General features: G+C 50.8%; 19 protein-coding genes, 4 tRNA genes and 1 pseudogene. 20 read left to right on the forward strand and 4 right to left on the reverse strand.

The features are described from left to right. Nucleotides 1-20: 20 nt before the first annotated feature. Entirely contained in the window at nt 21-704 is a 684-nt protein-coding gene (gene yrfG, locus FM042_RS08605; protein WP_143236014.1) for a GMP/IMP nucleotidase, read from the reverse strand. Nucleotides 705-770: 66 nt separating this feature from the next. Between yrfG and nudE the strand changes: the two genes are divergently transcribed. Together nudE and cysQ are read left to right on the forward strand one after the other, a co-directional pair. Next, entirely contained in the window at nt 771-1,370 is a 600-nt protein-coding gene (gene nudE / locus FM042_RS08610; RefSeq protein WP_143236015.1) for an ADP compounds hydrolase NudE, read from the forward strand. Then, a complete protein-coding gene (cysQ, locus tag FM042_RS08615) occupies nt 1,348-2,172 on the forward strand; it encodes a 3'(2'),5'-bisphosphate nucleotidase CysQ (protein ID WP_143236016.1) in 825 nt (274 codons plus the stop codon). The genes nudE and cysQ overlap by 23 nt, the downstream gene beginning before the upstream one ends. A 48-nt stretch (nt 2,173-2,220) precedes the next feature. On the opposite strand, the gene FM042_RS08620 is transcribed toward cysQ, so the two are convergent. Continuing rightward, entirely contained in the window at nt 2,221-2,442 is a 222-nt protein-coding gene (locus FM042_RS08620) for a YheU family protein (RefSeq protein WP_143236017.1), read from the reverse strand. A gap of 202 nt (nt 2,443-2,644) precedes the next feature. Here FM042_RS08620 and ptrA point away from each other — a divergent pair, with 202 nt between their 5' ends. Beyond that, nucleotides 2,645-5,530: a pitrilysin gene (ptrA, locus tag FM042_RS08625; protein ID WP_185960750.1), complete on the forward strand. Its 2,886-nt coding sequence runs from the start codon at nt 2,645-2,647 to the stop codon at nt 5,528-5,530. A 98-nt stretch (nt 5,531-5,628) separates the two neighbouring features. On the opposite strand, the gene FM042_RS08630 is transcribed toward ptrA, so the two are convergent. Further along, nucleotides 5,629-7,539, reverse strand: coding sequence for an ATP-binding cassette domain-containing protein (locus tag FM042_RS08630; RefSeq protein ID WP_143236019.1), 1,911 nt, complete (start codon nt 7,537-7,539; stop codon nt 5,629-5,631). Between the two features lie 117 nt (nt 7,540-7,656). Between FM042_RS08630 and FM042_RS08635 the strand changes: the two genes are divergently transcribed. Then, nucleotides 7,657-7,887 carry a YheV family putative zinc ribbon protein gene (locus tag FM042_RS08635; RefSeq protein WP_143236020.1) on the forward strand — a complete coding sequence of 77 codons (231 nt, stop codon included), beginning with the start codon at nt 7,657-7,659 and terminating at the stop codon, nt 7,885-7,887. Here FM042_RS08635 and queG read toward each other — a convergent pair. Beyond that, complete coding sequence (gene queG, locus FM042_RS08640) at nt 7,884-9,041, reverse strand: tRNA epoxyqueuosine(34) reductase QueG (RefSeq protein WP_221931517.1); 1,158 nt, start codon at nt 9,039-9,041, stop codon at nt 7,884-7,886. The genes FM042_RS08635 and queG overlap by 4 nt on opposite strands. Before the next feature lie 43 nt (nt 9,042-9,084). Here queG and FM042_RS08645 point away from each other — a divergent pair, with 43 nt between their 5' ends. The 16 genes and pseudogenes from FM042_RS08645 to FM042_RS08720 form a co-directional block, all read left to right on the forward strand. Continuing rightward, nucleotides 9,085-10,671 carry an NAD(P)H-hydrate dehydratase gene (locus FM042_RS08645; RefSeq protein WP_143236021.1) on the forward strand — a complete coding sequence of 529 codons (1,587 nt, stop codon included), beginning with the start codon at nt 9,085-9,087 and terminating at the stop codon, nt 10,669-10,671. After that, nucleotides 10,661-11,122: a tRNA (adenosine(37)-N6)-threonylcarbamoyltransferase complex ATPase subunit type 1 TsaE gene (tsaE, locus tag FM042_RS08650; protein WP_143236022.1), complete on the forward strand. Its 462-nt coding sequence runs from the start codon at nt 10,661-10,663 to the stop codon at nt 11,120-11,122. Before FM042_RS08645 ends, tsaE begins: the two co-directional genes overlap by 11 nt. Next, complete coding sequence (locus FM042_RS08655) at nt 11,119-12,489, forward strand: N-acetylmuramoyl-L-alanine amidase (protein ID WP_143236023.1); 1,371 nt, start codon at nt 11,119-11,121, stop codon at nt 12,487-12,489. Before tsaE ends, FM042_RS08655 begins: the two co-directional genes overlap by 4 nt. Before the next feature lie 5 nt (nt 12,490-12,494). Then, nucleotides 12,495-14,351: a DNA mismatch repair endonuclease MutL gene (gene mutL, locus FM042_RS08660; RefSeq protein WP_185960751.1), complete on the forward strand. Its 1,857-nt coding sequence runs from the start codon at nt 12,495-12,497 to the stop codon at nt 14,349-14,351. Further along, nucleotides 14,338-15,312 (forward strand): tRNA (adenosine(37)-N6)-dimethylallyltransferase MiaA, encoded by a 975-nt coding sequence (gene miaA, locus FM042_RS08665; RefSeq protein ID WP_143236025.1) that lies wholly within the window; start codon nt 14,338-14,340, stop codon nt 15,310-15,312. The genes mutL and miaA overlap by 14 nt, the downstream gene beginning before the upstream one ends. A 206-nt stretch (nt 15,313-15,518) precedes the next feature. Continuing rightward, nucleotides 15,519-15,764, forward strand: a complete 246-nt coding sequence (gene hfq, locus FM042_RS08670; RefSeq protein WP_126775997.1) for an RNA chaperone Hfq — start codon at nt 15,519-15,521, stop codon at nt 15,762-15,764. A 35-nt stretch (nt 15,765-15,799) separates the two neighbouring features. Then, nucleotides 15,800-17,083 (forward strand): ribosome rescue GTPase HflX, encoded by a 1,284-nt coding sequence (hflX, locus tag FM042_RS08675; RefSeq protein ID WP_143236026.1) that lies wholly within the window; start codon nt 15,800-15,802, stop codon nt 17,081-17,083. A gap of 44 nt (nt 17,084-17,127) precedes the next feature. Next, entirely contained in the window at nt 17,128-18,312 is a 1,185-nt protein-coding gene (gene hflK / locus FM042_RS08680; RefSeq protein WP_143236027.1) for an FtsH protease activity modulator HflK, read from the forward strand. A 3-nt stretch (nt 18,313-18,315) separates the two neighbouring features. After that, complete coding sequence (gene hflC, locus FM042_RS08685) at nt 18,316-19,203, forward strand: protease modulator HflC (protein WP_143236028.1); 888 nt, start codon at nt 18,316-18,318, stop codon at nt 19,201-19,203. Nucleotides 19,204-19,261: 58 nt separating this feature from the next. Continuing rightward, nucleotides 19,262-20,416 carry an aminotransferase class V-fold PLP-dependent enzyme gene (locus FM042_RS08690; RefSeq protein ID WP_143236029.1) on the forward strand — a complete coding sequence of 385 codons (1,155 nt, stop codon included), beginning with the start codon at nt 19,262-19,264 and terminating at the stop codon, nt 20,414-20,416. Between the two features lie 80 nt (nt 20,417-20,496). Next, complete coding sequence (locus FM042_RS08695; protein WP_143236030.1) at nt 20,497-21,795, forward strand: adenylosuccinate synthase; 1,299 nt, start codon at nt 20,497-20,499, stop codon at nt 21,793-21,795. Nucleotides 21,796-22,566: 771 nt separating this feature from the next. Next, a tRNA-Thr gene (locus FM042_RS08700) sits at nt 22,567-22,642 on the forward strand. Between the two features lie 19 nt (nt 22,643-22,661). Next, nucleotides 22,662-22,746 (forward strand) — tRNA-Tyr (locus tag FM042_RS08705). Between the two features lie 40 nt (nt 22,747-22,786). Continuing rightward, nucleotides 22,787-22,861, forward strand: a tRNA-Gly gene (locus tag FM042_RS08710). 14 nt (nt 22,862-22,875) lie between these two features. Then, nucleotides 22,876-22,951: transfer RNA gene (locus tag FM042_RS08715), tRNA-Thr, on the forward strand. Nucleotides 22,952-23,052: 101 nt separating this feature from the next. Next, nucleotides 23,053-23,129, forward strand: a pseudogene (locus FM042_RS08720) (elongation factor Tu); the annotation flags it as partial.

Here is a 23,129-nt window from a genome sequence, read left to right on the forward strand (position 1 = left end):
TGATTTCGCATGATATGCGTCTAGTTTTTCCCGTGCACGTCAGCGCTGAATCCAGCGAGGTTTAATTCATCGAAATGATAAATCGCCGGATGTCGATGGAATTGTTTATCGGGTAAGCCGCTGTCGGGATTGGCTATGCCAACGGTGTACCGAATGCCAAACTTACGGGCGCTATCTAAGATATGTTCACCGTCGTCGATAAACAGGGTACGTTCTGGATTAAATGGGAAGCGTGTATGCAACGCCTGCCAAAGCTCCTGAAACTCTTTGCAAAAGCCAAACTCGTGAGTGGAGAACTGGGTTGGACATAATTGCGCTAGAGGGGTGTATTCATTTTTCAACGCTAAAGCGTCTGGATGAGCGTTGGTAATCAATGCCACTTGTTTTCCGGCCGCTTGTAAGCCTTCTAAAAATGCTTGGGTATCTTCTCGAAGCTGAATTAAGTGGGTTGTTTCGCGTTTTAGATCGCGAATGGGCAGTCGTAGGCGTTGTTGCCAGTACTCAAGGCAATACCAATCAAGTGTGCCCGCGACTGCGGCAAACTCGGCCTGCAAGCGTTCCGCCGCTAAATCCGGTGAAGTTTGGTGTACTTGCGCATAATGCAAATGTAACTGCTCATTCCAAAAATGATTGTCGTAACGTAAGTCCAGTAAGGTACCGTCCATGTCGAGTAGAACAGTATCAATGGTCGACCAATCTAACATGGGGTTTTCCAATGTTTAGGTTCGTAGTATGGTTAAGGGGTTCTCATCAGACGCGTTGGTGTATGCATGTCTTCGAAAACGCCTGAAAAGCAAATCCCCACGATTCTTTCGCGCCAAATTGTAGCGAAAAGTCGGTTGCTTCGCATTGAAGCGATCGATCTTAAGTTCAGCAATGGCGAATTGCGTCAGTACGAGCGCATGCAAGGATCCGGCCGTGGCGCAGTACTCATTGTGCCATTACTCGACAAGGATACCATGCTGTTAGTGCGTGAGTATGCGGCGGGATTACACAATTATCAATTGGGGTTTCCTAAAGGCCTGATCGATCCCGGGGAAACACCAGAACAAGCAGCAAACCGTGAATTAAAAGAAGAGATCGGGTATGGCGCCAAGCGCTTTACTGCGATGAAGTCTGTCACGATGGCCCCTGCATTCTTTTCAGCATCGATGCATTTATTTATTGGCCGTGATTTGTATCCTGAAAGACTTGAAGGAGATGAGCCCGAGCCATTAGAAATTGTGCCTTGGCCCATTCACGATGTGGATGGGCTATTAGCCCAGCCGGATTTCACTGAAGCACGAAGTATTGCCGCATTGTTGTTGATGCAGCGTTGGCTGCAACAGGGATCCGAGGAGACGGTGCATGCAACTGCAAGCCTTGATTGACCCCTTAAAAGAGATTACCCGAGAAACGGGTGAACTCATTCTCTCGTATTATAAAAGTGGCGATTTCGAAGCCCTACAAAAGGACGATAATACACCTGTTACCACGGTGGATATAGCGGCCAGCGAGTTGCTCACCCATCGACTACTGCATTTGACACCAGGTACGCCTGTGCTTTCAGAAGAAGCTATTCAACCCTGGAAGAAACGCCGTCATTGGCGCCGCTACTGGCTTGTCGATCCCTTGGATGGCACCCAAGAGTTCATTGCCGGCAGTGGTGATTTCGCCGTGAGTATTGCGTTAGTCGAAGACGGAGTGCCGACCTTAGGTATGATCGGATGGCCGACCATGGGTAGTTTATATTATGCCTACCAAGGAGGCGGGGCATTTAAAGAGGCGGAAGGATACATTCAACCCTTGCGGGTTCGCATGTTGGCAGACCCAGAACATGGGCCTATTACGGTCGCATTGTCGCGCCGACAGCCGGAATCACGCGTGTTATCACGTTTGGGTACGGATCGACCTGTGACGATTTTGTATACCGGTAGCTGTGCACTGAAATCTGCCCTAGTTGCGGAGGGCAAGGCGGATGTATTCTTGCGTATTGGGCCGACAGGAGAGTGGGATACAGGGGCAGCGCAGGTGTTGGTGCAAGAGGCAGGTGGCGTGTTACTCGATGAACATTTTCAGCCTCTATCGTACAATCTGACCCAGCATGTAGGGAACCCGAACTTTATTGTACTGGGCGATCCCAAAGTGAATTGGCCGGGGGTTTTCCCGCGCCCGAGCAAAAATGACCTCTAATGCAGTCTGTGCAGGCACGCATACAGAGAAACAATCACGCGAAAGCGCTTATTCAGGAACGTATTCGTTTTTGAGCACAATATTGACCGTTTCGTGTAGTTCGGAATAGACAATAATAGCCTCGCCTGAAGCGAGCTGTGCTCGTACATCTGCCACTTTATCGGTTAGTGACACTTCCTCTTCACCGTAGTCGGTGCCCTCGCGCAACACAAAGTGCTCAATCAGAGTGTCGAGCGTATCCGGTTCCAATGATTGCCACGGAATTTGCACAGCGATGTGTTCCTTTTGTTGATGATTTAACCGGTGTTCAGCAAGGGGCAGTGTAACATTCAGTTACAAATAAATGCATGGGAAAGCGCGAAATCCGAAAACTTTGATTGCATCCCAATGCGCACCTCTCAATAATACAGTCGGGATTTCTGCGCCCACCCATTTTGCTTTGGCAGACCACATTCTATGGAAGAGGAATACCATGTTGAGTAAACAACATAAGCGGTTGATCACACTGAGTGCCCTTATCGGCGTTTTTATGCTCGGTTGCTACCCAGTGACTCCGCCCGATACGTCCGATTCGACCGATACCACGATTCAAACGAGCCCAAACGATACCCGCGAATATCGAGCGATTACCCTTGATAATCAATTGCGCGTGGTGTTAGTGAGCGATCCTGAAGCAGAGAAGTCGGCGGCGGCGCTAGCAGTACGTGTCGGCAGTTTACAAGATCCAGTCGAGCAACAGGGGATGGCTCACTATCTCGAACACATGTTGTTTTTGGGCACAGAAAAATATCCTGAGCCCGGTGATTATGATGATTTTATGTCGCAAAACGGCGGCATGAATAACGCCTATGCAGCACAAGATCACACCAATTACATGTTTGAAGTGAACAATAGCGCCTTGCCTGAAGCCTTAGATCGCTTTGCTGATTTTTTCCGAGCGCCCATGTTGTACCCAGAATATGCCGAAAAAGAAGTGAATGCGGTGCATTCAGAATGGTCGATGCGCAGTGCCGCCGATGGTTTTATTATCTTCTCACTCCTCGGTGAGACCATTAATCCAGAGCATCCAGCAGCGCAATTTAATATCGGTAACTTAGAGACCCTGCGTGATAAGCCTGATAGCAAGCTTCACAACGAGCTAGTGGCGTTTTACGAGCGTTATTACTCTGCCAATCAGATGACGGCATCGGTATTAGGCAATCGGTCGTTGGATGAGCTTGAAATGCTGGCTCGTGATGCCTTTGCCGATATTCCGAATCATAATGCGCCAACTCCGAGTGTCGATGTGCCCGCGGTGACCGACAATGACGTTGGTCTCTTGCTCAGCTACAAACCACAAATGGAAATGCGCAGCATCTTTATCGATTTTGTGATCGACAATAATCGTGATGATTATGCCTACAAGCCCAATGAAATCATTGCCTACTTGCTGAATTCAGAAATGCCAGGCACACCCGCAGCATTGTTCCGTGAGTTAGGCTGGCTCGACAGCTTAGGCGCATATGCACAGCCCGATGTTTTCGGTAATCAAGGTTTATTCCGTATTGGGGCTGATTTAACTGAATCAGGATATGCCAACCGCGAAACCATTGTGGGCGTGCTGATAAATTATCTAGAGCAGATTCGTGTTGAAGGTATTGATCGCCAATACTTCAATGAGCTAGAAACTGTGCTGGAGAATGAATTTACGTTTTTACGTCGTCGCGGTGGCTTCCAATACACCATGGGTCTCGCTGCTAATTTGCTGCATTATCCCTTTGCTCACGTGATTAGCCACCCTTACATTCTCGAAGATTACGATCCTGAGCGTGTGAATCGTGTGTTGGCGCAGCTTGTTCCTGAGCGTGCCCGCATCACCTTTATCTCTCCCGATGAAGAGGTTGATACAGCGATTCCGTTTACGGAAGGTTATTATTCGCGCCAATCGTTAAGTGAAGAAACGCTCAATGCGTGGCGACAAGATGCCCGTGAGTATATTGTTCAGTTACCCGCGGTGAATCGCTTGTTACCTGAAAACTTAAGTGTTGTTGCGGGTACTGTGCATGAACGGCCACAGCATGTAGTTGACGGCGGTAATGTATCGGCGTGGCTTCAGCGCAGTGCTCGCTTTGAAGAGCCGCGCGCAGAGGTACGTATCCAGTTCTATCAACCATTCCATACACGTAGTTTGGAAGAACGTATGGCACGTGCGGTGCTGATGGATATGTTTGGACTCTCTCAGCAAGCCTTGGGCCGTGAAGCCTCTATCGCTGGGGTATCATTTAATGTGTCGGCAAATGATGGCTTAAACCTATCGCTTACTGGGTTTAACGATAAGCAACCATTATTGGCTGAGCGTGTGCTGGTCGACTTTGCCGAGTTTGAACCAAGCGCGCCGGCATTAGCGCAATCCGTAGACCGTCTCCGTCGCTCGATACAAAATGCCCGGTTACGTTTTCCTGTGCAGCAACTCATGCCGAATTTTAATCAATTGATGCGGTTGCCCTCAGAAGATGTCGATGCGCAGTTGGCGGCCTTGCAAGGGATCACACCAGCAGATGTTCGCGCGGTACGTGACCAATTGCTGCAAAACAACATGCTCCGCATGTATGTGCACGGAAACTACACGGAAGAAACGGTGCGAGAGCTCGCTGCACGTATGGCGGAGCTTGGTGGAGCGACACTTACTCAACCGGTTGCGCGCGCGCCCATCGTTGAGCCGAGTGCGGACTTACGCATCAGTTGGCAAGCCGATGTGTCACTGGATGATACTGGCTTCTTGGATGTGTGGATGTTGCAAGATGACTCCATGAAGAATCGAGCCCATGTGGCCCTGCTCAATGAAATGATGAGCTCACGTTTCTTCACTGAGCTACGCACTGAAGATCAGCTTGGATACTCCGTGGGTATTACCACTATTACCTTGGACGATTATGCCGGTCTTGGCTTTTTAATTCAGAGCCCTGTGCGTGGACCAGCGCCACTGCTTGCACGCTTTGATACCTTCCGAGAAAGTTACGCTGAGCGTTTAGCTAATATGACGGAAGAGGAATTTAAACAGTTCCAGCAGGGCGTTCTTACAAATCTCACGCAGCCTCCGCAAACATTAACCGAGGAAGCTGGTCGTTTTATTAATGATTGGCAAAATCAGCGTTATCGTTTCGACTCACGGACTCGTTACCAACACGAGTTGGAAGCCGCGACTTTGGCAAGTGTAAGTGCTTACTTCGAGCGTTTATTCAATCCAGAAAACAGCGCTCGTGTATTGGTACAGTTGCGCGGTCGCAATTTCACAGATGTTGATTTTGCTGCATTGGACGATGTGCGTGTGATTGAAAGTATCAGTGAGTGGAGCGCGGAACGTTTGGCGGCGGAATAAGGGTTCCTGTTTAGGGGCAACATTAGGTTGTGCCCGAACAATAGAAGCAGTTAGAACGCGTAAGAAAAGCCCCGAGTTGTGTGCAACTAGGGGCTTTTTTATGGCGACTCGAAGGCCTCTAACTGCTCACTCACGTCGAGCCAATCTGCTTCCGCCTGGTCGAGTTGTGATTTCAGCTCACCTTGACGCTTAAGCAGCTCGGTGAGCGTGTCTTTCTTGTCCCCCTGATATAAATCCGGATCAGCCAAGGCTGTTTCAACATCCGCTAAGGCAGTACTTAGCGTCGACATCTGCTGCTCGGCTTTACGTAAGCGATCCCGTAATGGCTTGAGTGCCTGCCGATGCTGTGCTGCGGCCTGTCGCTGGGCTTTACGACTCTGGCTACTGTGTTCTGTTTCATCATTATCGGTTGCCGCTGGACTTGATTGCTGACTTTGCTTGAGCTGTTCATTCAGCCATTGTGAATAGGCATCGAGATCCCCGGGGAATGGCTCTACATCGCCATGTGCGACTAGGTAGTAATCATCCACTGTGGCGCGCAAAAAATGGCGATCATGAGAGACAATGACCATGGCACCGGAAAACTCTTGCAAGGCCATGACCAAGGCTTCGCGCATGTCGAGATCGAGGTGATTGGTTGGCTCATCGAGTAGTAATAAGTTTGGCTGCTGATAGATAAGCAGCGCCAGTACCAAACGGGCTTTCTCGCCTCCAGAAAAGGGCCCAACAGGTTCATATGCACGATCACCACTAAATCCGAAACGGCCCAAAAAGTTGCGTAAGCTTTGCTCCGACGCCTTCGGATCAATGCGTTGTAAATGGGTGAGCGGGGTCGCGTCTAATTGTAAGGTATCCAATTGGTGTTGGGCAAAATAGCCAATGGCTAACCCGGGGTTGGCAGCGCGCTCTCCAGATTGCGGTACGAGTTCACCGGCGAGTAACTTCATCAGTGTGGACTTACCGGCACCGTTGCGGCCGAGCAAACCAATCCGACTGCCGGGTACCAAATTTAACTGCACTTTTCGCAGAATAGTGATATCGCCATAACCAGCTTGAATGTGGTCGAGCTGGATTAGTGGATTGGGTAATTTTTTCGGTTCAGGAAAGGACAAGTCGAATGGCTCTTGATCCCCCAATGGCGCGGTTGATGTGAGCTTTTCCAAAGCTTTCAGGCGTGACTGAGCTTGCTTTGCTTTTGACGCTTTTGCCCGGAAGCGATCCACGAATTTTTGCAAATGCGCCCGCTGGGCTTGTTCTTTTTCAAATACTTGTTGCTGTTGAGCACGTCGCTCACTACGCTGGCGCTGAAACGAGCTGTAGTCGCCAGAGTATTGTTGGGTCGTTTGCTGTTCAATGTGAATAATATGATTAACCACGCCATCAAGAAATTCCCGATCGTGGGAAATCACAATAGAGGTTCCCTCAAAGCGCTTTAACCAGTTCTCAAGCCATACAATGGCATCGAGATCCAAATGGTTGGTGGGCTCATCGAGTAGCAATAAGTCGGCGCGAGCAATGAGCGCTTGCGCTAGGTTTAATCGCATACGCCAGCCGCCGGAGAAGCTCTGTACAGGATGTTCAAGCTGGGCTTGGGTAAAGCCTAAACCAATCAAAAGCTGCGCCGCACGGGCCTGAATTTGATAGCCACCAATGGCATCCAATTTGCCATGACAGCGGGCAATAGCTTCACCGTCGTCGCTTTTCTCAGCGGCATCCAAAGCTGCCTGAATTTGCGTATACTCAGTGTCGCCTTGAATCACATAATCACGTGCGGGGGTGCTCAGTGCTGGGGTTTCCTGAGCAACACTTGCGATGCGCCAACTGCTCGGAATGTTGAGCTGGCCTGCATCTTCTTTTAGCTCGCCGCGAAAAAGCGCAAATAACGACGACTTTCCAGCACCGTTGGCACCCACTAAACCGACACGATGACCGGGAAAAATGGTAAACTGTGCATTGGTTAGTAAATGTTGTCCGCCGCGAATGAGGCTAAGGCCATCGGCTTGGATCATAAAATGCTGCTCACTGAGTCAAAAAGATAAATCGGCGCTGATCATACCTGAGTCGCGCCTTGGAATCAGCACAATCTCATGGGCAATAACGTGAGACGGTAGAGGATTGAAACACAAATGACACGTACCCGAAAACGATTTATTGCAGGCGCAGTCTGCCCATCCTGTAAGGCAGAAGATTCCCTGATGGTGTATATGGAAGAGAATAAAGAACACGTGCGTTGTGTGGAGTGTGACTACCATATGAGTGAAGATGATCACGCGCAAGACGCTCAGGAAAATACTAAGGGTAAGGCTGCAGTGAAGCGCGACCAAGTGATTGGCGTATTCAAACCGGATGAATACTAGGCGTCCCGCGGAAGCCCTTTTTCAATGATCCGCACCAATCGTTTAACCTGCTGATTGCCGGTATGGCCAGCACGCTGTTTATGTTCAAGCTCTGCAAGTGCCCAATCAATATGTTCCTTGACCACCTCTGAAGCCGCTGTACGCTTTTCCTGCAATGCCTGTATTAACGATGGGTTTGGGGCGCTGTTGCCGATGGCAATGGCGAGATTACGTTGCCAACGTTCAAAGCCAATGCGCCGGATCGGAGACCCTTGGGTTTGCTGCAAAAAAGTCGCCTCGTCCCAGGCCCAAAGGGCTAATAAATCAGGGGCATGTAACGGATGACGCGGAAGAAAATCAGCTTCCGGGGTTGGCGTTGCATATCGGTTCCACGGGCACACTAACTGGCAGTCATCACAGCCATAGATGCGGTTGCCCATTGGCTTCCGGAATTGTTCAGGAATCGCTCCTTCATGTTCGATGGTCAGATAGGAAATGCAGCGGCGTGCGTCGAGCACATAGGGCTCAATAATGGCTTGGGTCGGACAAATCGTAATACAGGCGGTGCATTTGCCACATTGCTCAGGTTGCGCCTGGTCTGTAGGTAAAGGCAGATTAATTAGCAACTCGCCTAAGAAGAACCACGACCCATCGTTGGCATCAAGCAATAATGTGTGTTTACCCGTCCAGCCTAAACCAGCTTTCTCCGCTAATGGGCGCTCTAAAATGGGCGCGGAATCGACGAAGGGGCGAAAATCTGCAGAGGTGCCGGGCAATTCGTGGTCACAATAGGCTTGGATCTTATCGCCCAATTGTTTCAACCGCTTTCGCATCACCTTATGATAGTCTCGCCCAAGCGCATAGCGACTCACATAGGCTTTACGTTCATCACTTAATACTTCAGCAAAGCGCGCCCCTTGTGGCAGATAATCCATGCGTACGCATATTGCGCGCACACTCCCGGGATGCAACTCTTGCGGACGAGCACGCAGCATGCCGTGCCGCTCCATGTAATCCATGCTGCCGTGATACTGATTATCGAGCCAGCGTTGCAAGGCGTCTTCATGCATACTGAGATCAAGATCGGTGATGCCTACTTGCTGAAATCCAAGCTCGCTGCCCCAAGATTTAATTTTCTCGGCAAGTTCGTGTAAGTCGGCTGTTGTTATCGCCACGCTTTGGTTATCCTGCTACTGATAGATATAAAAGGGTGAAGCCATGGATCAATTCGCAACTGATGGCACAAATTGCAGCATCAGCGACAGCATACCACAGCAACTTTACCGACCTGAACAGGTGCGGGAGATGGAAGCTGAGGCGGCCGCACGTGCGGGCGTGGATATGTGGGAGCTAATGCAACGGGCGGGTGCTGCCGGCTGGCAATGTTTACAGCAGCAGAGTCAGCCCCACGAACGCGTGGCGGTACTTTGTGGACCCGGCAACAATGGCGGCGACGGTTATGTTCTAGCGGCCCTTGCTCGCGATGCAGGGCGGGCTGTGCGGTTATTTGCGAGCGCTGAACCTAAATCTGAAGATGGCCAACGAGCTTTGCAGTTGTGGCTGGATAGCGGCGGTGACGTTGAACCCTTATTAGATTGGTCGGAAAGCGAACCTGACTGGGTTGTTGATGGTCTCCTAGGTACCGGCATCGATAGCGACTTGCGCGGGGACATTCGTGAATGTGTTGAGGCGGTCAATGAGGCCAAGCTTTCCGTTCTCGCATTAGATATTCCAACCGGTCTCCATGGTGATACTGGATGTGCATTGGGCGATGCGATTGTTGCCGATCATACGGTTACCTTTGTGGGCGTGAAGCGCGGGCTATGTACCGGGGCCGCAGCTGCTTACCGCGGTAAGTTGTGGTTTGCGGACTTAGGCATTCAACGGGAATTTCGTTTACTGACTGAGCCGGCGGCATGGAACCTGCAGCAGGAGCAACTTACCAGTTGGCTACCGCGTCGATCTCCGTATACCCACAAAGGTGTGCATGGTCACGTGTTGATCCTTGGCGGTAGCCGCGGTATGGCGGGTGCAGCGCGCCTTGCGGGCAGTGCAGCACTGCGCGCCGGTGCCGGTAAGGTCACTGTGATCTGTGAACCAGGGCAAGAATATTTGGTAGGTCAGCAACCAGAACTTATGGTGTTAGGACTTGAGCCTAAGGATGCGCAAGTCGCGGAACTTATGGAGCAAGCCACAGTCTTTGCCATGGGGCCTGGATTAGGCCAACAGGCGTGGGGGAAAAACTGGTGGTCGTGGTATTTAGACGGACTTGAGCGCAGTGACCCATTGTTTGAAATGCCAACGGTGTTAGATGCCGATGCGCTGAATTGGCTTGCGCGTTCGGCGCTCGAAGTGTCAACTCGAAGCCATTGGGTGCTCACGCCGCATCCGGGAGAGGCGGCGCGGTTATTGGATTGTCACGGAACAGATGTTGAAGCGAATCGGTGGCTTGCAGCACAAACGTTGCAAGAGCAATTCGGTGGCGTGGTGGTTCTGAAAGGCGCTGGCAGCGTGATCTGTGGATCTGAAGGAACAGCAGTGAGCCAATTTGGTACACCCGCGATGGCCAGTGCTGGCATGGGGGATGTATTAACAGGTATGATAAGCGCATTGATGGCACAGGCAAACGGATTAAGCATTACTATGGAAGACAGTGTTCGAGCTGCAGTGATGGTCCACGGACTTGCGGGCGAATCAGCAGCGCAGTCTCTGAGTCAAGGCTTAGGTTCCGAGGTGTCCCGTGGCTTGCTCGCATCAGACCTGTTTCCTTGGATAGTACAGTGGATGAATCCGAATGACGCGTGAGTACCGCGAAGTATTGCCCGATGAGGCAGCGACGATTGAGTTAGGTAGTAAGTTAGCAAGGGCTTGTAGTGAAGGTGTTACGATTTATTTACGTGGCGCCTTGGGCATGGGAAAAACCACATTGAGTCGTGGCTTTATGCACGCACTTGGCCATGTCGGAGCGGTAAAGAGTCCAACCTACACTTTGATTGAGCCCTATGAATTGCCTCATTGGCGGGTGTATCATTTCGATTTGTATCGTTTGGCGGATCCCGAAGAACTCGAATATATGGGAATTCGCGACTATTTTACTAAAGACACTATACGTTTAATTGAATGGCCAGAGCGTGGTGTGGGTATTTTGCCGCAAGCGGATTTGGTCATCACATTACAGCCCGAAGAAAACGGGCGGATTGCAACTATCACTGGACACAGTGATCTTGGGGAAGAGGTGGTAAAACAGCTGCAATGAGAATACTGCGGTTTCTCGTGGTGTTGAGCGTGGTGGTGGGGAGCCTGCTCATACCAAACACTGTATTCGCGTCGAATACATTAGACAATGTGCGGGTTTGGCCATCGGCTGAACGAACGCGCATCGTGTTTGATGTGTCTGCGGAGCCTAACTATACCTATTTCACCATTTTCGATACTGCGCCACACCGGGTCGTGATTGATTTTCACCAGACGCGAAATACCGTTAATTTGAGCCAAGTTGATTTTCACTCCGATGTGGTCAATCTTATTCGCTCCAGTGGAGCACCTCGGCAAGGTACCTTCCGGGTCGTACTGGAAGTTGCCCACGCAAACGCACCCACCGTATTTGCACTGGGGCCAGCAAACGGGTCCGGCCACCGGTTGGTCGTGGATATTCCTGGTGCAACCACAGCGGTGAGTAGAACACCATCCACCACCGCAACGACAAGCACAGAGTCGCGAGCTCCGCGCACGGCTGAGGTGTTGCCGCCGCGAGAAATCGTGATTGCCATTGATGCGGGGCATGGGGGCCGCGATCCCGGGTCCATCGGTCCTGGGGGAACGCAAGAGAAAGTGGTGACTTTAGCCGTGGCACGCAAGTTGGCGCAACGGATTAATGCAGATCCTGGGATGCGGGCGGTATTAACACGCTCGGGGGATCAGACAGTGCCTTTGGGGCAGCGAACCAGTCTGGCCCGACGCGAACGCGCGGATTTCTTTGTATCGTTACATGCAGATGCATTTACGAGTTCACAACCACGGGGCGCGTCGGTATGGGTGCTTTCAGCACGGCGATCGGAAACTGAGCTGGGTCGAGCGCTCGAAAACAAAGAACGCTTGAGTGAAGAACTCATCGACGTCGAACATATTTTACAAGATAACGATTCTGATCAGTTTCTTAACCGCACTCTGCTAGATATGTACCGAGATAGTTCAATGGCGGGTGGGCACGAGGCCGCGGTGATTTTATTGGATCATTTGGGTCGGATCACCAATTTACATCGTAATCGCCCAGAGGCGGCCAGCTTTGCCGTACTCAATTCGTTACGGACACCGTCGGTATTGGTCGAGTTAGGATTTATATCTAATCCGCAAAAAGAACGCCTGTTAATCAATGAGCGTCATCAAGATCGTCTAGCAAACGCCCTCTATGAAGGGATTCGCGAATATTTTCTACGTAACCCTGTGGAAAATACCATTTTGGCAGAAATGGATTTTCGTACCCATGTAGTGGCGTCCGGTGAATCCTTATCGGTTATTGCGAGCCGTTACGGAAGTTCAGTGGATGCCATCCGAAGCCATAACAATCTGCGCAGCAACACGATTCGTATTGGTCAGCGTCTTGAAATTCCCGTAGGACGGTAATGCCAATGCCGATTCAGTTACTACCCCCACAGCTGGCCAACCAAATCGCTGCCGGCGAAGTGGTTGAGCGGCCTGCGTCCGTAGTCAAGGAATTGGTTGAAAATAGCCTTGACGCCGGTGCCACCGATATCCGTATTGATATTGAAAAAGGCGGGGCTCGCCGCATTCGGGTGCGCGACAATGGCTGCGGAATTCCGAAAGATGAACTCACGCTCGCGTTAAGTCGGCACGCGACCAGCAAAATCGCCTCCCTCGATGATCTTGAAGCCATTCTTAGCTTGGGCTTTCGGGGTGAAGCACTCGCTAGTATTAGCTCAGTGTCACGCCTCCGATTGACCTCACGACCGCAAGACAATGACGAAGCTTGGGCAGCGTTTTGTGAGGGTCGTGATATGGCGGTGGCTCTTGAGCCCGCTTCACATCCCGTGGGCAGTACTGTGGATGTGGAAGACTTATTTTTTAATACGCCAGCTAGGCGCAAGTTTTTACGTACCGAGAAAACGGAATTTAATCATATTGATGAAGTGGTGCGTCGGATCGCGCTGGCGCGCCCCGACGTCACTGTTGTGCTGAGCCATAATCAGCAGGTGTTGCGTCAGTATCATCGTATGAAAGATGAGAATCATAGCGGACGCTTGCAGCAAGTAGCCGGACGGCGGTTTGCTGAGGAAGCAATTTATCTCGATCATCACGAGGAGGCGCTGTCGTTGCGTGGATGGTTTAGTCCGCCCCAAGCCTGCCGTCACCAAAACGATATTCAGTACATGTATGTGAATGGCCGTATGATGCGCGATAAGTTATTGAACCATGCGGTACGTCAGGCATATGGTGAGGCCTTGCCCGACGATCGACAGCCGACCTTCATTTTGTACCTGAATTTGCCGGCTCATGACGTGGATGTGAATGTGCATCCAGCAAAGCATGAAGTGCGGTTTCACCAAGCACGGCAAGTACATGATTTTGTGCTCGGGGTGTTACGTAATGGGATTGCTCAAGTGCTGGGAACCGAGGGCACTGAAAGTACGGGGCATTCGTATCAGCATGGTTATGGCCCCCAGCCCGATGCCGTGCCTCAGGTCACTGAAACAATGGTGAAGTCCGAGCCGAAATCACAGCAACGGTATTCCGATCCCCATTCACATGTAGCGACCCCATCTCCGTTTTTTCCTATGCGGCGGTCGACTCAGCCAGGAACGAGCCAGCAGCGTCCGGCTCCGCGCTCGGCGTCAGCTCTGGATGCGCAATCTGCCTATCAAGGCATGTGGCCGACCACCAGTGCTGAGACAAACTCGGTTGAGCACTGGCGATTTATTGCGATACACGCGGATTGGTTTGCTTTACTGCAAGCCGATACCCGCCTCGGATTGCTTGATAGTCGCCGACTGCAACGACAGCTATTGCAACAACGCTTGCAGGCAGGCTTAGAGGTAGGCTTAACCGGGCAACCCTTGCTCTTGCCTGTGGCGCTGACAGACCGTACAACTGTCGAGCTATTGCTGGAGAAACAGATACTCTTGCAAGAGTTAGGTATTTTGTTGCGTCGATCAGGCCGCCAGAGTGTCCAGATTGAGCAGGTGTCCTCGGTCTTGCGCCATGGCAACATCAGCGAGATTGTTCCCGCATTAGCGGCTTGGTTAAGTGAACGCTCACTTACTTGTTTGCGGGATATGACGGAGCAACAACGAACAGACCTGGCAGCTTGGCTAGGGAAGCACGCAGTGTTGCAGGCTCCCAGCAAAGTGACTTTTGAACGTCTCTTGCGAGAAGCAGACGACGCCAAATTCGATTGGCGTCGGGAGATTATTGAATTACCTTGGCATGATGCCATTCGGGATTCAGGAGTGAGTAATGAGTCTCGTTGAGCATTTGCAGCAAGGTGTGATTTGTTTGAGCGGACCGACCGCTGCAGGAAAAACAGCATTGGCCATGGCCCTCGCCGATAGACTACCGGTGGAGTTGGTGAGTGTTGACTCCGCCTTAGTTTATCGGGGAATGGACATTGGAACGGCCAAGCCGAGTGCCGATGAGCTTGCTCGCTACCCACATCATTTGATTGATATTCGTGATCCAGCGGATGCCTACTCTGCTGCGGATTTTCGTACCGATGCATTGGCATTAATTACCGCAATTCGCGAGCGTGGGCGCATTCCGCTGCTCGTGGGCGGAACCATGCTCTATTTTCGCGCCCTTTTAGCCGGGCTATCTACGTTACCGCAGGCCGACCAAGCGGTGCGTGCGCAGTTGCAGGCAGAAGCTGATGCAGAGGGTTGGGAACAGTTGCACCAGCAACTGCAGAGCATTGATCCAGTGTCTGCTGCACGTATTCATCCGAATGATCCACAACGGGTGATGCGAGCCCTTGAGGTGTATCGGTTAAGTGGCAAATCCTTAACCGAGCATACACAAAGTCAAAATCCTGGGCTGCCATTACCCACGTGGCAAATTGCGGTGGCCCCCGTTGATCGGAAAATTCTGCACCAACGTATCGAACTCAGATTTCACACCATGCTCGAACAAGGTTTTGAAGCGGAAGTGCAAAAATTGATGGATCGCGGTGATTTGCATCCGGATTTACCGTCGATTCGCGCGGTGGGCTATCGGCAAATGTGGCAGTATCTGAGTGGTGAATTAACCCGCGATGAAATGGTTGAGCGGGGCGTGATTGCTACGCGGCAGTTAGCGAAACGGCAGATCACGTGGTTGCGATCATGGCCGGGTCTGCACTGGTTAGATCCGCTAGCAGGCGACAGTACCGAAGAAATTTTCAAATGTCTGCTGCAAGCGCCTTTGCCGCCTGATGCGTGGAAAAATGCCGATAATTAATTAAAATCTGGGCAAAACTATTGAAATTTCGCCAATTGCCACTATATCAAGTGGTACGATTTTTTAATTTTATTGCTACACTAGTGAAGAATTTTTACGATGTTCCGGAGAATGTGCGGATTCGTGAAGACTTATGTTGCCAAGGAAAGTGTGGATCATCCATGTGGCGGCCGTAACAATACTAATAATCATAAAGGAGCCGATTTATGGCAAAAGGGCAAACATTACAAGACCCTTTTTTGAACGCACTGCGTCGTGAGAGAATTCCGGTCTCAATTTACTTAGTGAACGGTATTAAGCTGCAAGGACAAATTGAATCGTTTGATCAGTTTGTTGTGTTGCTCAAAAACACCGTGAGCCAAATGGTTTATAAACATGCAATTTCTACTGTGGTACCGTCGCGGAGCCCAAGTCAGTATCCTCCGCAAAATGGTCACGATGGAGATGAATAACCTGTCCATTAAGGGACAGTGAAGGAGCGGCTTGCTTGTTTGAGCGGTATGAAGGTGGCGAGCAGGCCGTGTTGGTTCATGTGGATTTCCCCAATGAATCGGCACGCGAAGATCTCGAAGAACTCAAATTATTGGTGGCGTCGGCCGGTGTAGCAGCTGAAGCCGTTGTTACTACCTCCCGACATTCCCCAGACGCCCGATTATTTATTGGCTCTGGCAAAACTGAAGAAGTTGCGGCGTTGGTGCAAGCTACCAACGCAGACGTGGTTATATTCAATCATAAATTATCACCGTCGCAAGAACGCAATATTGAACGCCAAGTGAAATGCCGGGTGCTGGATCGCACCGGTTTGATTCTAGATATATTCGCCCAGCGGGCGCGCACCCATGAAGGTAAGCTGCAAGTTGAGCTTGCTCAGCTTCGACATATCTCCACCCGCTTAATTCGTGGGTGGACTCACCTTGAGCGACAGAAAGGTGGGATAGGCTTGCGTGGACCGGGCGAAACCCAGTTAGAAACCGACCGTCGACTTATTCGTGGGCGCATTAAAAATATTTTGGCGCGCTTAGAGAAAGTAGAGAAGCAGCGAGAACAAGGGCGGCGGGCGCGGAATCGGGCGGAGATCCCAACCATTGCATTGGTGGGATATACCAACGCGGGCAAATCAACTTTGTTTAATCGACTCACGGACGCGGATGTGTATGCGGCTGATCAGTTGTTTGCCACCCTGGATCCCACGTTACGAAAATATGAACTTCCAGATATCGGCACGGTTATTTTTGCCGATACGGTCGGATTTATTCGGCATTTGCCCCACGATTTAGTGGCAGCCTTTAAGGCCACCTTGCAAGAAACCAAAGATGCAGACTTGCTGCTGCATGTGATGGATTGCCATGATGATCGCATGGGTGAAAATCGCAAAGAAGTCGACAAGGTGTTGGCGGAAATTGAAGCCAGTGATGTACCGCAATTGATGGTGATGAACAAGTTGGATCTGGTACCCGAATTGTCGCCACGGATTGTGTATGATGATGATCAACGACCGCGGGAAGTATGGCTATCTGCGCAAACGGGTGAAGGAATTGATTTACTGCGGCAAGCGCTACATGAGTTATTGGTGCCGCAACTGATCGAACATCACTTGCGATTAGGCCCAAATGACGGCAAATTACGCAGTACATTATATGGCATGCATTGTGTGTTAGAAGAACAGTCACAGACCGATGGAGATGTGTTACTATCGGTTCGAGTACCCGTTGTGGAATGGCAACGGTTGTTAAAACAGTTTGGTGATCGATTAACAAATACGATTTGTTAGTCGAGATTTAATGTTGAACGTTTAAGTATTTGCTGGAGTAATCGATGGCCTGGAATCAACCGGGGAACAGCGGCAAAGATAAAGATCCTTGGGGAAATAACCAAGGTGGTCGAGATCAGGGGCCTCCTGATCTTGATGAAGCTTTGCGCAGTCTCATGAGCAAACTAGGTCTTGGTGGCGGGAAAGGCGGCCAAGGTGGAAGTGGGGGTTCAACAACCAGTGGAATCCCTGGCAAAGTCGTGGGCTTTGCATTGGTATTAGTGGCAGTGATTTGGTTTATCGCCGGTTTCTATACCGTTCGCGAAGCAGAACGCGGTGTTATCCAGCGTTTTGGAGCCTATCACGCAGAAGTCACATCGGGCCTGCATTGGCGCCCTTACTTTATTGATCAAGTAACCAACGTTGACGTGAACAACGTTTTCCGTCAGGAAACCGGTGGCTTTATGCTGACCGAAGACGAGAACGTAGTGCGCGTTGAGTTAGCCGTGCAGTATCGCGTTGCCAATGCACGGGCATACTTATTTAACGTTGAGAATCCGGATTCGAGTTTGTCGCAAATCACCGATAGTGCATTGCGCTACGTTATTGGTCACAACACGATGGATAATATTCTGACTGTTGGTCGTGAAGAAATTCGTCAGCAAACCTGGGAAATCATCGACCGCTTGATCGAGCGTTACGATGTGGGCTTGCGGGTGATCGACGTCAACTTCTTGGGCGCACGTCCGCCAGAAGAAGTACGTGAAGCCTTTGATGATGCGATTCGAGCGCAGGAAGACCAAGAACGTTTCGTGCGTGAGGCAGAAGCCTATGCACGGGAAATCGAGCCTACCGCTCGTGGTCGGGTGCGTCGTTTGCAACAAGAAGCACAAGCGTACAAAGAACAAATGGTGCTGCGCGCGACTGGTGAGGTCGCTCGTTTTAACGAGTTACTACCTCAGTATCAAGCCGCACCAGAAGTTACCCGTCAGCGTATTTTCTTAGAAACGCTGGAGCGGATTTACGCCGACAATGCGAAGATCTTTATCGACGTGGATGGCAGCAACAACATGATGTATTTGCCACTGGATAAAATTCTTGAGCAACATGGTCGTAGTCGCGCCGGGCAAAATCTACCGATGCTGCCAAGCCAAGGTCAGAATGGAGTCGCTTCTCCTACGGGAACTAACTCTAGTCAACAAGATCTGAATCGTGGCACGACACGGTCTTCGACGCGCGGGGGGAACTAAGCAATGAAACCTATTTATGTTGTAATTGCCATTATCATTGCGGTGCTTGGTTATTCGTCACTGTTCACTATTGCTGAGCATGAGCGTGGCATCGTCATTCGCTTTGGTAAAGTGGCGCAAGACGAAAGTGGCATGCCGCTGGTATACCAACCAGGCCTGCACTTTAAAATTCCATTAATTGAGCGTATTCAGAAATTAGATTCGCGGATTAAAACACTGGATGGTCAAGCGGACCGCTTCATCACAAGTGAGAAAAAAGACTTAATCGTGGACGCCTTTGTGAAATGGCGCATCGAAGACTTCTCCAAGTACTACCTGTCTACGGGCGGAGGTAACCAAGCAGAAGCGGAAGAACTCTTAATGCGTCGTATCAACAACGGATTGCGTGCAGAGTTCGGTGCGCGCACAATTCGCGATATCGTTTCTGGTGAGCGGGATGAGCTGATGGAGCAGGCATTGATTCAAGCCTCTGAAAGCTCGAACGACTTAGGTATCCAAGTACTGGACGTACGTGTGAAGCAAATCAATCTACCTACGGAAGTTAGTAGTGCGATCTTTGCGCGGATGCGGGCGGAACGGGATGCGGTAGCGCGTGAGCATCGCTCAGAAGGTCGTGAGCAGGCGGAAATCATTCGTGCTGACGTAGATGCCCGGGTGACTGTAATGTTGGCAGACGCTGAGCGTGAAGCGCGTCAGATTCGCGGTGAAGGTGATGCGGAAGCGGCACAAATTTATGCCAGCGCATACACTCAAGATGCTGAGTTCTTTGCTTTTATTCGTAGCTTAGAAGCTTACACTAAGTCGTTTGGCGACGGTGATAGCGTACTTGTGTTAAGTCCTGACAGCGACTTCTTCAAGTATTTCGGTAGCATGTCTGCTTCAGGAAACTAGAAAACCGATGTAAACGGGAGCTTCGGCTCCCGTTTGTTTTTGCCACGGCGAATCCTCTATGTACAAACACCTCTATTCTCACTTTCTTAACGCTCGCCCGGATGTATTGCATTGCGCACCCCATAGTCATTATTACTGGCCCGACGCAACCCGAGCGGCACAATTGGCTTATTGGGATGACTCTGCCAAGCATGCAGATGAAAAATGGGCCGTGATCTTCGGCGAAAAAGTGCCTGCACTGCAAAAATATATCGCCCAAGAATTACAACTCCCAGATCCACAGCAAATTGTATTTGCTCAAAATACCCATGAGCTTTTGTATCGGGTATTTACAACCTTTTCTGCCGCAAAGCCGTTACGTATTCTTACCACGGATGGTGAGTTTCATAGCTTTAATCGGCAAAGCCGCCGGTTAGAAGAGCGGGGCAACGTCGACGTTATTCGGGTGCCTTGCGAGCCTTTTGATACCTTGCAGGAACGCTGGCATCACGCCATCGCGTCAACGGCAGATATCGATCTGATATTTATTAGCCAAGTGTTCTATAACAGTGGTGTGGCAGCGCCTCAGGTGAACGATTGGATTGGAGAAGTCGCCTCAAATACGTTAGTGATGGTCGATGGCTACCACGGTTATGGCGCCATTGAAACGGATCTAAGGGCAGTGGCGGATCGTATTTTTTATCTCGCCGGCGGGTACAAATATGCGCAAGCGGGCGAGGGCGTATGCTTTATGGCAGTGCCAAAAGGATGTGAATTACGCCCGGAATACACGGGATGGTTCGCTGACTTTTCCGGACTTGCTAAAGCGCAACACGGCCCAATTCAGTATGCGAACGATGGTATGCGCTTTGCGGGAGCCACCATGGATTTCAGCGCTATTTATCGGCAACTAGCGGTATTTGACCTATGGCAGCAACAGGGTCTCACGACTGCTGTTCGTGACGGCTATATTCGACAGCTGCAAGAGGCATTTTTACAGCATATCGATGGTTGTCATCATTCAGAAGTAAATCGCGACCATTTGCTGAAGTGCGATCATTTAGGGCACGGTCACTTCTTTACGTTTCGTTTATCGGATGCAGCCAGTGTCGAGAAAATCGCGACCCAACTGCGTGCTCAAGGGGTTGCTACAGACTATCGGAACGACCGTTTACGCTTCGGTTTTGCGATGTATCACAATCCCGAGGATTATCAGCAGATCCGATTTGCATAAAAATCATTCTGAAACTGGCGAGGTTTCTGGTAGAATCCTCGCTTAATCCACCGCCTGTCTACTTCCAAAATTAAACTATCATGAGCAAAAATGTCGTTATTCTCGGCACCCAATGGGGTGACGAAGGCAAGGGTAAGATTGTTGATCTGTTAACAGATAAAGCAACCTATGTGGTTCGTTATCAAGGTGGCCACAATGCGGGCCATACGCTTGTTATCGACGGTGAAAAAACAGTCCTCCACTTGATCCCCTCAGGTATTTTACGTGACAACGTCACCTGCGTGATTGGTAACGGGGTCGTTCTTTCGCCAGAAGCCTTACTCAAAGAAGTGAAGATGCTTGAAGAGCGCGGTATTCCTGTGCGCGAGCGCTTGCTATTGAGCGAAGCCTGCCCATTGATCTTGCCTTACCATATTGCCCTTGATCAGGCACGTGAAGTGGCGAAGGGTGCGAAGAAAATTGGCACAACAGGGCGCGGCATTGGTCCTGCTTATGAAGATAAAGTAGCGCGCCGAGCCATTCGTTTGGGTGATTTATTTCACCCAGAGCGTTTGCGCGAAAAGCTAGAAGAGACCATGGCGCTGCATAATTTTGTGCTCACCGAGTATTTTAAGCAAGAAGCGGTTTCTGTGGAAACTGTGCTGGCGTACTGCCTTGAGGTTGCGGAGATCCTGAAGCCATTAGTGGCGGATGTGCCTGGCTTGCTCGAGAAAGCACGCGTGCGTGGCGATGCCATCATGTTTGAAGGCGCTCAAGGCACCTTATTGGATATTGACCACGGTACCTATCCCTATGTCACCTCATCGAACACGACTGCGGGTGGCGTTGCCACTGGCGCGGGGTTCGGTCCGCGTTACCTGGACTATGTCTTAGGTATTGTGAAAGCCTACACCACCCGTGTGGGCTCTGGTCCATTCCCTACGGAATTAGATTGTTCTGTGGGTGAGCACTTAGGAGTCAAAGGTCACGAATTTGGTGCCACGACGGGTCGTAAGCGCCGCACCGGTTGGTTTGATGCGGTCGCCATGCGTCGGGCCGTACAAATTAACTCAATTAGCGGCTTATGCTTAACCAAGCTTGATGTGCTGGATGGTCTAGAAGAATTAAAGATCTGTATTGGCTACGAATTACCGAATGGCGAAGTGGTTGATCTACCGCCAATGGCTGCAGAAGACTACGAGTTGGTGAAGCCTGTATACGAAACCACGTCAGGTTGGAGCGATAACACCGTGGGTGTCACTGACCACGCACAGTTACCGCAAGCGGCGTTGGCATATATCGCCCGCTTAGAAGCACTGCTTGGAGTTCCTGTAGATATCATCTCTACCGGTCCAGATCGCGCCGAAACCATCATCCTCCGCCACCCCTTCGGCGGTTAACTACGCCGTAAACGCACCGGGCCAGACCTGCCTCAGTCGTACCCAACGCTTCGCGTTGGGCCGAGGCGGTTAAAGGCCCAGCGGCAGAGTTGGCCCCGTGAGGGACGCCGTAATGCATCCATGCAGACACCCTCACGAAGCCAATCTCTCCCCCTGGACCATCGTATCGCGTTGGCCCGTGGTTGATTCAGGGCACGGCGGTGGGAAAGCCTCGTGGGGGACGCCGCAAGTACATCCATATAGGCTTGGGCGCGGCATCCCTGCCGCGCACACCCCCACGTGACTTATCCCACCACCGCGCTAGACCTACTTCAGTCGTACCCAACGCATCGCGTTGGTCGGCTCTGGCTTGTCAGAAAGCTCCGATAGCTGCGTTATAATCAGGCCTCAATCGGTCACGTACTTCGTGTACGCTCCCTCAATCGGCCTGATTATGCCTTGCTCTCGGAGTTTCTGCCTGCGCTTCCGGTTTGGGGTGGCTGGCTTGTCAGAAAGCTCCGATAGCTGCGTTATAATCAGGCCTCAATCGGTCACGTACTTCGTGTACGCTCCCTCAATCGGCCTGATTATGCCTTGCTCTCGGAGTTTCTACCTGCGCTTATAGCTCTGGATTGTCAGAAAGCCTCGTGGGGGAACTTAGGATTCCGCGCTCAATTAACGTGCAATAGAATTAAAAATTAAGCAGTCAGGCAAAAAAAACAAAAAAAATGCATCTAGGTGGTTGCAAGACCCCCGTCGATCTCCTAGAATGCGCTCCACCTAAACGGTGGCGCCGGCATAGCTCAGCTGGTAGAGCAACTGACTTGTAATCAGTAGGTCGGGAGTTCGACTCTCTCTGCCGGCACCATTTTTTAGAAAAAATTCGTGGAGGGGTTCCCGAGCGGCCAAAGGGATCAGACTGTAAATCTGACGGCTCAGCCTTCGCAGGTTCGAATCCTGCCCCCTCCACCATTTTTTTCTAATTAGGTCCGAGGTAGCCGAGAATCTGATTGCGGGTGTCGTATAATGGCTATTACCTCAGCCTTCCAAGCTGATGACGCGGGTTCGATTCCCGCCACCCGCTCCACTTATTCACACAGTGCTGATATAGCTCAGTTGGTAGAGCGCACCCTTGGTAAGGGTGAGGTCGGCGGTTCAAATCCGCCTATCAGCACCAGTGATAATCCTCTCGAACACCTCAGCCCTGAAAATTTTTAATTTAAACCAATGAAGCACTGGTTGGCATCGTCCACCGCGCGTTTCGAGAGAGAGGCTGTCATGGCTAAAGCTAAGTTTGAACGTAATAAGCCGCACGTAAACGTAGGTACTATCGGTCACGTTGACCACGGTAAAAC

It is taken from the genome of Aliidiomarina halalkaliphila, from assembly GCF_007096385.1.
GTDB lineage: Bacteria > Pseudomonadota > Gammaproteobacteria > Enterobacterales > Alteromonadaceae > Aliidiomarina > Aliidiomarina halalkaliphila.

Bases quoted from the DNA above. Each gene is read 5' to 3' on its own strand.
- FM042_RS08655 (WP_143236023.1), top strand. From the start codon at position 11,119: ATGAGAATACTGCGGTTTCTCGTGGTGTTGAGCGTGGTGGTGGGGAGC.
- mutL (WP_185960751.1), top strand. From the start codon at position 12,495: ATGCCGATTCAGTTACTACCCCCACAGCTGGCCAACCAAATCGCTGCC.
- hflK (WP_143236027.1), top strand. From the start codon at position 17,128: ATGGCCTGGAATCAACCGGGGAACAGCGGCAAAGATAAAGATCCTTGG.
- miaA (WP_143236025.1), top strand. From the start codon at position 14,338: ATGAGTCTCGTTGAGCATTTGCAGCAAGGTGTGATTTGTTTGAGCGGA.
- tsaE (WP_143236022.1), top strand. From the start codon at position 10,661: ATGACGCGTGAGTACCGCGAAGTATTGCCCGATGAGGCAGCGACGATT.
- hflC (WP_143236028.1), top strand. From the start codon at position 18,316: ATGAAACCTATTTATGTTGTAATTGCCATTATCATTGCGGTGCTTGGT.
- hfq (WP_126775997.1), top strand. From the start codon at position 15,519: ATGGCAAAAGGGCAAACATTACAAGACCCTTTTTTGAACGCACTGCGT.
- FM042_RS08690 (WP_143236029.1), top strand. From the start codon at position 19,262: ATGTACAAACACCTCTATTCTCACTTTCTTAACGCTCGCCCGGATGTA.
- cysQ (WP_143236016.1), top strand. From the start codon at position 1,348: ATGCAACTGCAAGCCTTGATTGACCCCTTAAAAGAGATTACCCGAGAA.
- FM042_RS08630 (WP_143236019.1), bottom strand. From the start codon at position 7,539: ATGATCCAAGCCGATGGCCTTAGCCTCATTCGCGGCGGACAACATTTA.
- FM042_RS08695 (WP_143236030.1), top strand. From the start codon at position 20,497: ATGAGCAAAAATGTCGTTATTCTCGGCACCCAATGGGGTGACGAAGGC.
- ptrA (WP_185960750.1), top strand. From the start codon at position 2,645: ATGTTGAGTAAACAACATAAGCGGTTGATCACACTGAGTGCCCTTATC.
- FM042_RS08635 (WP_143236020.1), top strand. From the start codon at position 7,657: ATGACACGTACCCGAAAACGATTTATTGCAGGCGCAGTCTGCCCATCC.
- FM042_RS08645 (WP_143236021.1), top strand. From the start codon at position 9,085: ATGGATCAATTCGCAACTGATGGCACAAATTGCAGCATCAGCGACAGC.
- yrfG (WP_143236014.1), bottom strand. From the start codon at position 704: ATGTTAGATTGGTCGACCATTGATACTGTTCTACTCGACATGGACGGT.
- nudE (WP_143236015.1), top strand. From the start codon at position 771: ATGTCTTCGAAAACGCCTGAAAAGCAAATCCCCACGATTCTTTCGCGC.